The sequence below is a fragment of the Wenzhouxiangella marina genome, assembly GCF_001187785.1.
GTDB lineage: Bacteria > Pseudomonadota > Gammaproteobacteria > Xanthomonadales > Wenzhouxiangellaceae > Wenzhouxiangella > Wenzhouxiangella marina.
The window spans coordinates 1319724-1333940 of record NZ_CP012154.1; the positions used below are offsets into that span (position 1 = coordinate 1319724).

Below are 14217 nucleotides of genomic sequence, written 5' to 3' on the forward strand. Positions count from 1 at the left end.
GCTTAGATGAAGCAGCTTGCACTTGTTTTCGCGCTTGTTCTGGCGCCTGGCCTGTGCGCGGCGCAGTTCGATACCGCGTTGGCCGATCTGGAGGCGCAGCGCCTGTGGCAGGAAACCCTGAGCGGATCCGGGGCCGAACGAGGGCAGGTCGACGATGCACGCGACCGTGTCCATCGTGCGGCCGAGATGCTGATGCAGGTCGAGCGGGGGCTGATCCCGCTGTCGCCGCGGGCCATGTCACAGCTCGAGGAGATCCTGGCGCAGGGTCCGGATGATGCTGGCCTGGGGCGCTCTGGCTCCGTTCAGGGTCCGTTCGGCACCTTGCAGGGAACGGTGCGGGAAGCGGGCACCCTGACGCCCGTGACGCAGGGGCAGGTCACCGCCATCCCGTTCGGCGTCGGGACCTTCAACAGCTTCTCGGCCGCCCTGCAGCCCGACGGCAGCTACAGCCTGGCCGTGCCGCCGGGGCAATACGTGCTGCAGACACGCAGCCATCCGGAACACGTGAAGGAAGCCTGGCCCGGTCAAACCTGCGTCGACGCCAATCTGTGTTCGCCCTGGTACGCCGGGGACATCATCGAAGTCGGCGACGGCACGGTCAGCACCCATGACTTCGAGCTGCAACGCGGGGTGCGCCTGACGGGCACGGTGACCGACACCTCCACGGCGGCCGTGCAGAATGCCCGGGTCTGGCTGGTTTCGAGGAACCGCAACGTCCGCACCCTCGGCAGCACCGCCCCCGACGGCAGCTATTCCACCAGCGAGGCGCTGCCGCCGGGTGAGTACCGCGTCTTTGCCGAAGCGCCCGCGGGCTCGGGCCTGATCGGTGAACTGCACGATGGCCAGCCCTGTCAGCTCGAATGCCGTGACCTGCCGGTGGCTTTCGTGGCGCTCACCGACACCAGCTCGCCGACGGTCTTCGACTTCCAGCTCGGTGCCGGCTTCGGTCTGTCCGGGCAGGTGTTCGAAGCCGATGGTCTGACCCCGCTCGAGCAGGCCCTGGTGCAGATTCAGTCGGTCGATGGCGCCACGCTGTGGACGGCGCAGACCGATGCCGGCGGCGCCTACCAGTTCGACAGCCTGCGGGCCACGGACTATCGGATCGTCGTGACCCATCCGAGCCGCCTGGGCCAGGTCTACCCCGGCGTGGATTGCTTCGGCAGCGCCTGTTCCATCGAGGTCGGCTCCACCATTGCCCTGGGTGCGGCTCCGCAGGTCCTGGATTTCGATCTGCAGCCCGGCAGCACCGTGTCCGGCACCATCCGCCGGCTCAGTGACGGCACGCCGGTCGAAGGGGCCTTCGTCCGGGTCTTCAACAGCCTGCAGGGCGGGGTCTCGACCCTGACCGATGCCGCGGGTAACTTCACCGCGCAAGGCCTGACCGAGGGCACGTTCTTCGTGTCGGCAGACCCGGACCATGCGATTACGCCTGGCCTGCAGCGCGGTTTCCTCGGCAACGTCAATTGCCCGGCATCACGCTGCGGCGATTTCGGTGATCCCATTTCGGTGCCGGCGGTCGGGACCGTGAGTGGCGTCGATATCGATCTGGCCATCGGCGGCGCCCTGAGCGGGCAGCTCGTCGACCAGGTCAGCACGGCCGTGCTGGGCTTCGTGTTCGTGCCTCGTCTCGAACTCTGGGTCGCCTCCGGCCCCTTTGCCGGCCAGCTGGCCGATCAGGGCCTGAGCGACGAGTTCGGCAATTACACCCTCGATGGCCTGATGCCCGGGTCCTACAAGGCCACCTTCGGGACCAGTTCCCATCTCGGCCTGATCGACATGTCCTTCGGCGGCCAGCCCTGTCCGCGCGGTTCCTGCGATCAGAGTCTGCTGCCCACGGTCTTCGTGACCGCCGGCACGACCCTGCCGGGCATCTCGGCGACCCTGCCACGTGGGCCGGTCATCTCGGGCCAGGTTCGAGACAGCCTGACCCTGCAGGCGCCCGATATCGTCGCCGCCGGCCGCAGTCAGATCATTTCCCTCTACGGTGCCTCCGGCAACTACGCCGGTTTCAGCCCCCTGGATGGCGAAGGCCGCTACCGCAGCCGCACGGGCTTCCCGGCCGGTACCTTCTTCGTGTCGACCTATGGCACGCGCAACCTGACCCCGTTCGGGGACAACTACGTCGATCAGGCCTACAACGGCCTGGATTGCCTGCGTCTGCAGTGCAATCTGACCGGCGCCGGGACCGGCCTGACCATCGCGGGCAGTGACATCGCCAACGTCGATTTCAATCTCCGCCAGGGCGGCCGGATCGAAGGCAATGTGGAAGACGCCGGCAGCCTCTCCGGCCTGCCCGGTGTGGTGGTGGAAGCCTACGATGGCCTTGGCCAACTGCTCGCCTCGGCACCGACCGATGTGGCCGGAAACTACCGGATCGAAGGCCTGCCGACCGGCAACTATTTCCTGCGCACCCGCAACCTGATCGGCTACCAGGACCAGCTGCACGCCGGTGCCTCCTGCAATCCCTTCTGTGATCCCGTCACCGGCACTCCCGTGCCCGTCACCGAAACGGTGGTGACCCCGGGCATCGATTTCAGTCTCGTTCAATCCGCTGCCCTGTCCGGGACGGTGACCTTGAGCGGCGGGCCCATCGCGAACGTGACCGTGGAGGTCTACGGCGCGATTGGCAACCTGCTCGGAACCACCCTGTCGGCCGCCGATGGCAGCTTCGAGTTCAACAGCCTGGCGGCCGGTGAGTTCTACCTGCGCACCCGCAACCCCTTCGGACACGCCGACGTGCTCTATGTGTCCGAAGCCTGCGTGGGTTCGGCCTGCCAGGTGCGGCGCGGTGATCCGATCGTTCTGAGCCCCGGCTCGAGCGTCAGCGGTCTGAACCTCGACCTGCAGCCTGGCGCCCTCATCAGCGGTGAAGTGCATGACCGTCTGGTACCGGCGACCAAGCTCTCGGGCGTTCGCGTCCAGTTGCTCGATGCGCGCGGCGCGGTGGCCTTCGAGGCAACGAGCGATGCCAATGGCGAGTTCCAGTTCGAAGCCCTCGCGGCCGGTGATTACCACCTCGTCACCCGCGACACCCCGGGCTACGTGGACCAGACCCTCGGCGGCACGCCTTGCCCGAGCGCCTGCGATGGGCTCAATGGCAGCGTCGTGACGATCACGGCCGGGTCCACCTCGGCTGGCAATGTCCTCGATCTGGCGCCGGGTGCTTCGGTCAGCGGCAACGTGCTGGCCGGCGGCAGCCCGGCCGTGGGGGCCATTGCCCAGGTCTACAACGCCAGCGGTGTGCCGGTCTATCAACAGCCGACCAACCCGTCCGGCAACTACGAGATCGACCAGCTACCCGATGGCGACTTCTTCGTTCGGATCGGCAACGTGCCCGGTCACGTCTCCCAGCTCTGGGACGACAACAACTGCAGCGGCTACTGCGACATCCTCAATGGCGATGCCGTGACGATCGCTGGCAGTGTTTCGGTGGGCTCGATCAACTTCAATCTGCCGGCCGGTGGAGCGATCAGCGGTCAGGTGACCGATGGCAGCTCACCCCTGGCGGTGGTCGAGGTCGTGGCCTACGACTTGTCGGGCTTCATCGCCGGCCGGGCCCAGACCGATGCAGCGGGCAACTACAGCATCGGCGGCCTGGAGAATGGCAGCTATCGACTGCGGACGACCAATACCGGTGGCTTCGTGGACCAGGTCTACGGGGGCAGCAGCTGTTCGCCCCTGCCTTGTCCTCTGGCCGGTGGCAGCACCGTGGCAGTGGCGGGCGCCAGCGTTCCGGGCATCGACTTCGCGCTGACTGCCGGCGGCAGCATCTCCGGATCGGCCACCGACCAGTTCGGCAATCCGCTGATTTCCGGGACCGCCCGTCTGCTCGACGAAAACGGGATCGAGCTCGACTCGGTCGCGATCTCGAGCGGGATCTGGCGCTTCGATGGCCTGGCCGACGGCAGCTACTTCGTGTTGATCGAAAACGACCTGGGCCTGATCGATGAACTGTTTGCCGGCGTGCCCTGTCCGGGTGGTGCCTGCGACATTCCTGCCCTGGGCACGCCGATCACCCTCGGCGGTGGTCGCGTGGTCGGTCGGGGTGCATCGAGTGGTATCGGTCTGGCTCTGTCGCGCGGCGCGTCGCTCAGCGGTCGTCTGACCGACGCCCAGAGCGGCTCACCGATCGTCGGTGCCACCGTCTATGTCCGGACTCTGGATGGCCGCGTCGCCGCCAGCGGCGTCACCGACGGCCTGGGGGACTACCGGACCGACGGCAGCCTGCCGGACGGTCAGTACTACGTCTCCACGGCCAGCGGCACGCAGCGCGGCGTGGACGACAACTACATCAACGAGCTCTATCCTGACGTCGACTGCCCCCTCGACTGCGATCTTTCCCTGGGGACCATCGTGGACCTGAACGGCATCGATGTCGGCGGCTTCGATTTCGCCCTCGACAAGGGCGCAGGCGTGGCCGGCCATGTGCGCAATGCCGACAACCAGCCGCTGGTGCAGGTAGAGGTCCTGTTCTTCGATGGACAGGGGCGGGCGGTCGGCTCGGCGAGAAGCGATTCCCTGGGCTTCTATCGGGTCTCCGGACTGCCGGCGGGCGATTACTTCGCGCACACGCGCAACGTCCTGGGTCTGGCGGATGTGACCCTGGGTGATCAGCCTTGCGACGGGAATTGCGACCCCCTGGACGGGACTTCGGTAAACGTGCCGGCCTCGGGGCAGGTGACGGGCATCGATTTCGTGCTCGATGTGCCGGATTCGATCTTCCTGGATCGCTTCCAGCAGTAGTGTTCGATTCGGCACCCGCGGCCAGAAGCGCCGCGGGTGCCGAAGGTTTCGGGGCTCAGTCGTGCTTGCCCATCTGTGACTGCAGGTAGCGTTGTTCGCCGATGCGCTCGATCAGATCCAGCTGCGTCTCCAGCCAGTCGACGTGTTCTTCTTCATCGTCGAGGATCTTCTGGAACAGGTCACGACTGATGTAGTCGCGGACTTTCTCGGCGTGTTCGACGGCGTCGCGATACATCGGGATCGCTTCGAGTTCCAGCGCCAGATCGCATTCGATCACTTCCTTCGGCGTCTCTCCGATCCGCAGGCGGCCCAGGTCCTGAAGGTTCGGCAGGCCTTCCAGGAACAGGATGCGCTTGATCAGCTCGTCGGCGTGCTTCATCTCGTCGATCGACTCTTCGTATTCCTTGTGGGCAAGGCGATCGAGGCCCCAGTCCTCGAGCATTCTCGAGTGGAGAAAATACTGGTTGATGGCGGTCAGTTCGGCCTTCAGGGCACGATTGAGGGATTCGATGACGGATTTTTCGCCTTTCATGGTGCGCTCACGCTTTCTGTCGGGAAGGAGAGGCCATGGTAGCAAAGCCCTGACCTCGGGCAGCAGAAAGACGCTCCAGCACGGATCCGTGCCCGAAACGAAGCGGGCTCAGCGCAGGACGTGAACGGGAAGCCGCGGGCTCGAGCCGGCCTGCTGGTGCGCCCGTTCGACCACGGACTGGGCGAACTCCTCGCAGCTGCCGCAGCAGTTGGAGCAATTGGTGAGGGCGCGGATTTCCTCGAAGCTGAGCCCTTCCGAGGCGAGGGTGCTCAGGGTGTCGACCTTGATCGCATTGCAGACGCAAACGTACATGGGCTCAGTTTATCGCAATGATAATCATTGTCAACAATTGCCTTCGTCGACTCGAATCGGGCGGGATTCTGTCGACAGGGCAGGGTTCGGTGGTGTACTGTCAGGCCAGTAGGTGGTGTGATCCGGCTCTCATCCTGATCACGCACAGGGGGAAGTCGAGGCTGACATGGAGCTAGACAAACTCAACGTGGCCCTGGACGCCGGTCTGGAGGGCTATCTGATGCGGATTCGCCCGCGCGATCTGCAGCTGGGGCACTTTGTCGTCCGCATGAGCCTTCCCTGGCGCGAGACGCCGTTTCCCCTCGAAGGTGTCCTGATCAGCCAGGATTCCGAGCGCAAGTGGGTCCTCGACCACTGCGAGTGGGTCGACATCGACCTCGATCGCAGCCCCAACAAGTACCGACCGGCGCAGGGCTACGGCGCCTTCCAGTACCAGAGCAAGGGCCTTAGCGATAAGCAGGTGCGGCGCTGCGAAGCGGCCCGCGAACAGCGCATCACCCGGGAGACCCTGGCCGAGTCCAAGAAGCTCTACACGGGGTTGGCCAGTGAAGTCGACCGTCTGGTCGCGGATTTTTCCGGCGACGGCGAGATCGACGTGGAGGGCGCCCGGGGCGTGATCGGTGACATTGCCGGTAGCCTCAGCGAGAACGTCGCGGCCCTGGCCTGGCTGATCCGGATCAAGGAGGCGGACCAGTACACCGCCCAGCACTGCATCAACGTGGCCATCCTGTGCATCGCCCTGTCCCATGCGGCGGGTTGGGAACGCGAGAAGGTCGAGGAGGCCGGTCTTGCCGGTCTCCTGCATGATCTCGGCAAGACCCGTTTGAGCCAGCGGATTCTCAACAAGCCGGGACGCCTGACCGATCGTGAGTTCGAGCACGTCAAGGCCCATTCGATGCTGGGCTTTCAGATGCTCAAGTCCGACCCGGACGTCAGCGACGAAGTGCGCATGGCCGTCCGACATCACCATGAACGTCCGGACGGGCGCGGCTATCCCGATGCCTTGTCCGGCGATGAGATTCCGGATCTCGCGCGCCTCGTGTCCATCATCGACGCCTATGACGCCATTACCTCCGATCGAGTCTACGACCCGGCCCGGTCCCACCACGAAGCGCTGGGAATTCTCTACAAGGAGCGTGGTCGCCAGTTCGATGGCAACCTGGTCGAGGTCTTCATTCGACTTATGGGCTGGGTCGCCTACGGCACATTGGTCCGGCTGACCGATGACGAGCTGGCCGTCGTGCTCGAAGCGCGCTCGGGTCGAGGCCTGTATCCGCTGGTGCGTCGCGTTCGCTCGGATGGCAACGGCGGCCATCGCCTGGGCGACGAGCTCGATCTCCACCAGCTCAAGCTCGAGCAGGGTCCGGAGTGCCTCCGCGTGGCCGAGGTCCTCCCCGATGGGGCGCGTGGGGTGAAGGTCCGGGAACTGATCGCCCAGTTCTGAGAGGCGCGGCTGCGACTGCCTCGAACACGAAGCCTTCGGACGCCACGATTGACCACTTCACCCGCGCCGGGCCGTCCCTGGCCAGGCGGTGAACGTGCGCTTCCTCCTGCGTTCTCGCTGTGGATTGGCCAGCCTGCGTTCAGTCCGTCTCCTTGTCCCCCTGAAAGCCCTTCGCGCGACAGGTCACGACCAGGGTGTCGCGCCAGCCCAGTTCACCGTTGACCAGGGGCTGGATCGGCGTGGATTCATGGATCACGCGCCGATCGTCAAGCAGCAGCAATGACCAGGGCCGGTCGAGGGTGAAGCGCAGGCCGTTGGGACCGTCCGCGTCGAAGACCCGGCTCTCGCCGCCCTTGATTGCATGGCGCTTGAGCATGAACACGGCCACCAGGTCGACGCCGTCGCGATGCGCGCCTTCGGGCGTGGGTCGGCCGATGCCATCGGTGGTGTCGATCCGGAAGGGGTGGGCCTCGAGAAACCAGGTTCCGGATCCGTGCAGTCGGCTGGCCTGTTCGGCAACCCGTTCGATCAGCCTGGACCAGGCCGCCTGACCCAGCATGTCCTCTTCCAGGGGCTCGAACCAGCGCCGCATCCCGCCATGCAGGGCGTTGTAGGCCAGAGGTTGCCAGTGGGCGCGATGCGGGGCCAGCTGAAGGCCCGATTCCGAGGCGATATAGCAGCCATGCCGCCGGCGCCGGTAGCGACCGCCGTCGCGCAGGTGCGGATCCGGTGGCAGGCGGTCCCAGAAGGGCAGAAGCATATCCAGCTCGCCCTGGCTGAGGCCGGACCACGCCCGAACACCCTGTGGGTCGAGCAGGGCGTAGCCGGTCTCCGACAGGGTTCGGTCGAGGGCCTCGATCCGGGTCCAGGGCGGTTCGATCTTCAGTTTCATTCGGGAAGCCTAGCGGATGATGGCGCCGAGCGTGGGGCCGAATCCTTTATCATGAGCACTTTCGAATCCGGCCTTTTTCGATATGAGCAACACGCGATACCGCAAGCGCCTGCCAGGCACCGAACTCGACTACTACGATGCCCGCGAGGCGGTCGACGAACTGCAGGCGGGCGCCTGGGCGAAACTGCCCTACACGGCGCGCGTGCTGGCCGAAAACCTGGTCCGGCGCTGTCCGCCGGAGCAGCTCGAGGCCTCCCTGCGCCAGATCATCGAGCGCAAGCGCGACCTGGACTTTCCCTGGTTCCCGGCGCGGGTCGTCTGCCACGACATCCTCGGACAGACCGCCCTCGTCGACCTGGCCGGCCTGCGCGATGCCATCGCCGACAAGGGCGGTGACCCGGCCCAGGTCAACCCGGTCGTGCCGGTGCAGCTGATCGTCGACCATTCCCTGGCCGTCGAGCACGCCGGGTTCGAGAAGGACGCCTTCGAGAAGAACCGGGCCATCGAAGACCGTCGCAATGCCGACCGCTTCGATTTCATCAACTGGACCAGGGAAGCCTTCGACAACGTCGATGTCATTCCCCCGGGCAACGGCATCATGCATCAGATCAATCTGGAGCGGATGTGCACCGTGGTCGAGACGCGCGACGGCGTGGCCTTTCCCGACACCCTGGTCGGCACCGACAGCCACACGCCACACGTCTGCGCCCTCGGCGTGATCGCCATCGGCGTGGGCGGCCTGGAAGCGGAAAACGTCATGCTCGGCCGCGCCTCCTACCTGCGTCTTCCGGACATTGTCGGGGTCGAACTGACGGGCAGACCCCAGCCGGGCATCACCGCCACGGACATCGTGCTGGCCCTGACGGAGTTCCTGCGCAAGGAGCGCGTCGTCGGCGCCTGGCTGGAATTCTTCGGTGAGGGTGCAGCCGCCCTGACCGTGGGCGACCGCGCGACGATCTCGAACATGACGCCCGAGTACGGTGCGACGGCGGCGATGTTCCATATCGACCAGCAGACCATCGACTACCTGACCCTGACCGGCCGTGAGGACGCGCGCGTCAAGCTGGTCGAAGACTACGCTCGCCACACCGGCCTCTGGGCCGATGACATCAGGACCGCTGAATACGAGCGTACCCTGAGCTTCGATCTGTCGACGGTCGAGCGCAACGTGGCCGGTCCGACCAGCCCGCACAAGCGGGTGGGCACCAGCCATCTGGCCGAAAGCGGCATCGCCGGGCCCTACGAGCTGCCCGAGGATGGCCGCATGCCGGACGGCGCGATCATCATCGCCGCCATCACCAGCTGCACCAACACCTCCAACCCCCGCAACGTGATCGCGGCGGGCCTGCTGGCGAAGAAGGCCAACGAGCTCGGCCTGCTCAGAAAGCCCTGGGTCAAGTCCTCCTTCGCGCCGGGCTCCATCGCCGTCAAGCTGTATCTGGAAGAGGCGGGCCTGCTCGACGAGCTGGAGAAGCTCGGCTTCGGCGTGGTCGCCTTCGCCTGCACGACCTGCAACGGCATGAGCGGTGCCCTCGATCCGGCGATCCAGCAGGAGATCATCGACCGTGACCTCTACTCCGTGGCCGTGCTGTCGGGCAACCGGAACTTCGATGGTCGGATTCACCCCTACGCCAAGCAGGCCTTCCTGGCCTCACCGGCTCTGGTGGTGGCCTACGCCATCGCGGGCAGCATCCGCTTCGATATCGAAAAGGACGTGCTGGGCAAGGATGCCGAGGGACGCGACATCACCCTCAAGGACCTGTGGCCCAGCGACGAGGAGATCGACGAGATCGTCGCCCGGTCGGTCAAGCCCGAGCAGTTCCGCAAGGTCTACGAGCCGATGTTCGGCAAGACCTTCAAGCGCGTGAAGAAGGTCGACCCGCTCTACGACTGGCGTCCCCAGAGCACCTACATTCGCCGCCCGCCGTACTGGGAGGGCGCCCTGGCCGCCGAGCGCACCTTGACCGGCATGCGCCCGCTCGCGGTGCTGGGGGACAACATCACCACCGACCATCTCTCGCCTTCGAATGCCATCCTGGCCGACAGCGCGGCCGGCGAGTACCTGACCCGAATGGGCGTGCCCGAGGAGGACTTCAACTCCTACGCCACCCACCGCGGCGATCACCTGACGGCTCAGCGTGCGACCTTTGCCAACCCGCGTCTGATCAACCGCATGGCGGTGGTCGATGGCGAGGTCAAGCAGGGTTCCCTGACCCGCCTGGAGCCCGATGGGAAGGTGATGCGCATGTGGGATGCGATCGAGACCTACATGGAGCGCAAGCAGCCCCTGATCATCATCGCCGGCGCCGATTACGGGCAGGGCTCCTCGCGCGACTGGGCCGCCAAGGGCGTGCGCCTGGCGGGCGTCGAGGCGATCGTGGCCGAGGGCTTCGAGCGCATCCATCGGACCAACCTGATCGGCATGGGCGTGCTGCCCCTGCAGTTCGAGGGCGGCACCGATCAGAAGACCCTGGGTCTCGACGGCACGGAAAGCTACGACGTGGTCGGTGAACCCGCGCCAGGGGCCCGACTCACGCTGCGGATCCACCGCGCCGATGGACAGATCGATGAAGTGCCGGTGATCTGCCGCCTCGACACGGCCGAGGAAGTGAGCATCTACGCCGCCGGCGGCGTGCTGCAGCGCTTCGCCCAGGACTTCCTCGAAGCCTCCGACGCCGCTTGATCGGCTGAATCAAAAGCGAATAACACGAAGCACACGAAGGAGGGCACGAAGGTCACGAAGAATGGATTCAAGTGGGGCAGCGTTCAGCGTCTTGCTTTCTTTTTCTTCGTGAATTCTTCGTGTCCTTCGTGTTCCAATCTTTTTCAGGTTGAGCATCGATGAACGACGCACCGCAACTGAGGATTCCGGCCACCTACATGCGTGGGGGCACGAGCAAGGGGGTTTTCTTTCGTCTGGAGGACTTGCCCGACTTTGCTCAGGCGCCGGGGCCGGATCGCGATGCCTTGCTGCTCCGGGTGATCGGTTCACCGGATCCCTACAAGAAGCACACCGATGGCATGGGCGGGGCGACTTCAAGCACCTCGAAGACGGTCATTCTGTCGCGCTCGGAGCGCGAGGGCCACGACGTCGACTACCTGTTCGGTCAGGTCGCGATCGATCGGCCCGTCATCGACTGGTCGGGCAACTGCGGCAATCTGACCGCCGCCGTCGGTTCCTTCGCCATCGCCAACGGTCTCGTCGATGCCGATCGCATTCCGAGCGACGGCATCTGCGAAGTCCGGATCTGGCAGGCCAATATCGAGAAGACGATCGTCGCCCACGTGCCGATCCGCCATGGCGAGGTTCAGGAAACCGGCGACTTCGAACTCGATGGCGTGGCCTTTCCCGCCGCCGAGGTCCAGATCGACTTCATCCGGCCCGCCGACGGGGAAGGGGCCCTGTTCCCCACCGGCGAACTCGTCGACGAGCTGGAGGTGCCCGGTGAGGGGCGTCTGGCCGTCACCTGCATCAACGCCGGCATCCCGACCCTGTTCTTCCGCGCCGAGGACCTCGGCTTCACGGCCACGGAGCTGCAGGGCGCGATCAACGATCACCCCGAGATCCTCGCGCGCCTCGAGCGGATTCGAGCCCTGGGTGCCGTCCACATGGGCCTGATCGAACGCGTCGAAGACGCGGCCACGCGGCAGCACACGCCCAAGATCGCCTGGGTGGCCGGTCCGAAGGCCTATGTGGCATCCAGCGGCAAGGCGGTGGCGGCCGAGGACATCGACCTCAACGTCCGCGCCATGTCCATGGGCCAGCTGCACCACGCCATGATGGGCACGGCGGCCGTGGCCATCGCCTCGGCAGCGGCCGTGCCGGGCACCCTGGTCAACGAGGCGGCCGGTGGCGGCGATCGCAACAGCGTCCGCTTCGGCCATCCTTCCGGGACCCTCAAGGTCGGCGCCGAAGCGCGCCGCGACGGTGCCCGGTGGACGATCGAAAAGGTCAGCATGAGCCGCAGCGCGCGCGTACTGATGGAGGGGCGGGTGCGGGTGCCAGCGCCCGAGTGAATCCATTCCGCTCACTGACGAGCGAGGCTGAGGTGTCACTGCGCCCGGCCGTTCTCGGGATCGTCGCCCTGGTCGGCGTCCTGCTTGCGCCATGGGCCCTGGCCCAGCACGAGGAGCCGACGGCGCCGGACTGCGTGGAGGCTCGCCAGTCGCATCACGCCGAGGCCGAGGCGATCTGCCAGCGCGAACTGGCCGAGGCCCGCGGGCGCGGCGATGCGCCCGACGAGCGGCGTGCCCTGTTCCAGCTGTCCATCCTGGCCCGTCTGCACGGTGATCACGATCGTGCGCTGTCTCTGCACGAGGCGATCCAGCGCTCGCAGGGCTTTGCCGATGACTGGCAGGCCCAGTACCGTCTCGCCCGCGAACAGGGGATTCTGGCCTATGCGCAGGGCCAGTCGGCCAATGCCCTGACCTTCTTCCGCGCGGCGCTGGCGCAGGCGCGCGCCCGCGGGGACCGCGAACTCGAAGCCCGCAGCCTGAACGATCTCGGCTCGGCCTATCGTCGCCTGGGTGCCGAGGACGAGGCCCTGGATGCCTATCGGCGCAGCCTGGAACTGAAGCGCGAACTGGGCGATGCCCAGATCGGCACCACCCTGAGCAATATCGCCGATCTGCTGGTTCGCCTGGGTGATCCGGGGCAGGCCGAGGTCTTCTATGGCGAAGCCCTGGAGGCACACCGCGTCGTGGGTGCCCAGCGAAACGAGGCGCACACCCTGGAGAGCATCGCCCTGCTGGCCGATCGCCAGGGCCAGCTGCCCCGAGCCTTGACGCTGGCACGGGAGGCTCATGCGCAGTTCGAGCGGGTCGGCTCCGCGCAGGATCGTCGTCGCTCGGGCACCTTGCTGGCCGAAATCGAGCGATCGAACGGCGCCCTGGACGAGGCCGCTCGTCTCCTCGATGAGATGGCCGCGCTGGCGGCAGAGACCGAGCAAGGGCTGCCGGCACGCTGGTCGTTGACTTCGGCCCGGCTGCTGCTCGATCGAGGACGGCTCGGAGAGGCTCGTTCGCTCCTCGAAGCACTGGAGGCCGACTCGGAGCGCTGGATGGACGAGGATCGCCTGGCGCGCCTGGAATTGATGGCCGGCCTGGCCGAGGCGGAAGGGGAGCTGGGGCGGGCCCTGGCCCTGCAGAAGCGCCTGAGCGCCGAGCGCGTGGCCTATGGCGAGCGCCTCCACGATCGTGAGCTGGTCAGCCGCCGCGTGCTCCTGGAAGTCGCCGAGGCCGAGCACCGGATCGGCCAGCTGCAGGTCGAGAACCAGCTGCAGCAGGCCGCGCTGGCCTCCGAACGCGCGAACACGCGAGCCGTGGCGGCCGTGTCGCTGCTGATCCTCGTGCTGCTGTTGATCGCGGCAATCTGGTGGTTTCGGCGCCGCAGCCGTCGCGAGCGCCAGGCCCGGGCCCGCCTGGAGGCGAGGATCGAGCGCTATCGCGATGCCGCGCGCGCGCTGAGAACCTCGAGCGAACGCCTGTCGGGCATGCTCGATGCCACGGACTCGGCGGTGATCGCCATTGGTGTGGACCAGCGCGTGCTGCTGGTCAATTCGGCCGCGATGAAACAGCTTGGCTGCAAACAGGCGCCGATCGGTCAGGGCCTGGACGCCCTGTTCGGCGACGCGCTGGCCGACGGCCTGCCGGAAGCGACGGATCGTCCCATCGTGGTCGATTATCAGGGACGGGAGCTCTGGCTTCGACGCCAGGTGCTGGAGTTGGAGGAGGAGGTGCAGGTGCTGGTGATCGAGGATCCGGCCCAGCCGGCCGCGATGGACGATGGCCTGGTGCCGATGATCAACCGGCACTTCCGGCGGGTGGATGAATTCGGCGGACTGTTGCGTGCCCAGTTGAAGCAGGGTGATCTGCCGGAGAAGCTACGGATTCGCTGGCAGCGCATCGATGAAGAGCTGCAGGCCCTGTCGGCCCAGCTGCATCCGGTCCAGGAAGCCAACGAGACCAGCTTCCGCGAACACCTCGTCCAGCTGATGGTGCGCTGCCTGGAAACCTGGGAGCGGGAGACGGGGTCGAGCCGCGTCGAACTGGCCGAGCAGAGCGGCATCTGGCGGGTGACGATCGACGAGGGGCGATTGCGAACGCGGGCCATGGATCGCTATCTGCAGCTGGCCAAGCTGCCCAGGCAGCCGCGCTGGCGGGAAGTGCTCCGCACGGCCTATTTCATCCTGTCCGAATGCCCGGGGGCCAGGCGCGAGGAACTCGAGGCGATGACCGAGCAGCTGCGCGAAGACGCCGCCCGACTCGGCCTGAAATGAGTAGTCAGTCCGGCGC

8 protein-coding genes are annotated in these 14217 nt (G+C 66.3%); 5 read left to right on the forward strand and 3 right to left on the reverse strand.

Annotated elements, in window-relative coordinates:
* The first annotated feature begins 6 nt into the window (after window positions 1-6).
* Complete coding sequence (locus tag WM2015_RS05575) at window positions 7-4743, forward strand: MSCRAMM family protein (RefSeq protein ID WP_082169484.1); 4737 nt, start codon at window positions 7-9, stop codon at window positions 4741-4743.
* A 55-nt stretch (window positions 4744-4798) separates the two neighbouring features.
* On the opposite strand, the gene bfr is transcribed toward WM2015_RS05575, so the two are convergent.
* Window positions 4799-5275: a bacterioferritin gene (gene bfr, locus WM2015_RS05580; protein WP_049725122.1), complete on the reverse strand. Its 477-nt coding sequence runs from the start codon at window positions 5273-5275 to the stop codon at window positions 4799-4801.
* Between the two features lie 108 nt (window positions 5276-5383).
* The gene (locus WM2015_RS05585) at window positions 5384-5587 is read right to left on the reverse strand and encodes a (2Fe-2S)-binding protein (protein ID WP_049725123.1); all 204 of its coding nucleotides are present in this window, start codon (window positions 5585-5587) and stop codon (window positions 5384-5386) included.
* Window positions 5588-5753: 166 nt separating this feature from the next.
* On the opposite strand from WM2015_RS05585, the gene WM2015_RS05590 reads away from it, so the two are divergent.
* Window positions 5754-7031, forward strand: a complete 1278-nt coding sequence (locus WM2015_RS05590) for a cyclic di-GMP phosphodiesterase (protein WP_049725124.1) — start codon at window positions 5754-5756, stop codon at window positions 7029-7031.
* A gap of 139 nt (window positions 7032-7170) precedes the next feature.
* Here the strand turns inward: WM2015_RS05590 and WM2015_RS05595 are convergent, their stop codons facing one another.
* The gene (locus WM2015_RS05595; RefSeq protein ID WP_049725125.1) at window positions 7171-7923 is read right to left on the reverse strand and encodes a 2OG-Fe dioxygenase family protein; all 753 of its coding nucleotides are present in this window, start codon (window positions 7921-7923) and stop codon (window positions 7171-7173) included.
* 82 nt (window positions 7924-8005) lie between these two features.
* On the opposite strand from WM2015_RS05595, the gene acnD reads away from it, so the two are divergent.
* The 3 genes from acnD to WM2015_RS05610 all read left to right on the forward strand — a co-directional run bounded on the left by acnD (window position 8006) and on the right by WM2015_RS05610 (window position 14201).
* Window positions 8006-10606: a Fe/S-dependent 2-methylisocitrate dehydratase AcnD gene (gene acnD, locus WM2015_RS05600; protein WP_049725126.1), complete on the forward strand. Its 2601-nt coding sequence runs from the start codon at window positions 8006-8008 to the stop codon at window positions 10604-10606.
* Window positions 10607-10764: 158 nt separating this feature from the next.
* Complete coding sequence (gene prpF / locus WM2015_RS05605) at window positions 10765-11940, forward strand: 2-methylaconitate cis-trans isomerase PrpF (protein WP_049725127.1); 1176 nt, start codon at window positions 10765-10767, stop codon at window positions 11938-11940.
* Window positions 11941-11972: 32 nt separating this feature from the next.
* Entirely contained in the window at window positions 11973-14201 is a 2229-nt protein-coding gene (locus WM2015_RS05610; protein WP_049725128.1) for a tetratricopeptide repeat protein, read from the forward strand.
* The last annotated feature ends 16 nt before the right edge of the window (window positions 14202-14217 follow it).

Bases quoted from the DNA above. Each gene is read 5' to 3' on its own strand.
- bfr (WP_049725122.1), bottom strand. From the start codon at position 5,275: ATGAAAGGCGAAAAATCCGTCATCGAATCCCTCAATCGTGCCCTGAAG.
- WM2015_RS05575 (WP_082169484.1), top strand. From the start codon at position 7: ATGAAGCAGCTTGCACTTGTTTTCGCGCTTGTTCTGGCGCCTGGCCTG.
- WM2015_RS05590 (WP_049725124.1), top strand. From the start codon at position 5,754: ATGGAGCTAGACAAACTCAACGTGGCCCTGGACGCCGGTCTGGAGGGC.
- prpF (WP_049725127.1), top strand. From the start codon at position 10,765: ATGAACGACGCACCGCAACTGAGGATTCCGGCCACCTACATGCGTGGG.
- WM2015_RS05595 (WP_049725125.1), bottom strand. From the start codon at position 7,923: ATGAAACTGAAGATCGAACCGCCCTGGACCCGGATCGAGGCCCTCGAC.
- WM2015_RS05585 (WP_049725123.1), bottom strand. From the start codon at position 5,587: ATGTACGTTTGCGTCTGCAATGCGATCAAGGTCGACACCCTGAGCACC.
- acnD (WP_049725126.1), top strand. From the start codon at position 8,006: ATGAGCAACACGCGATACCGCAAGCGCCTGCCAGGCACCGAACTCGAC.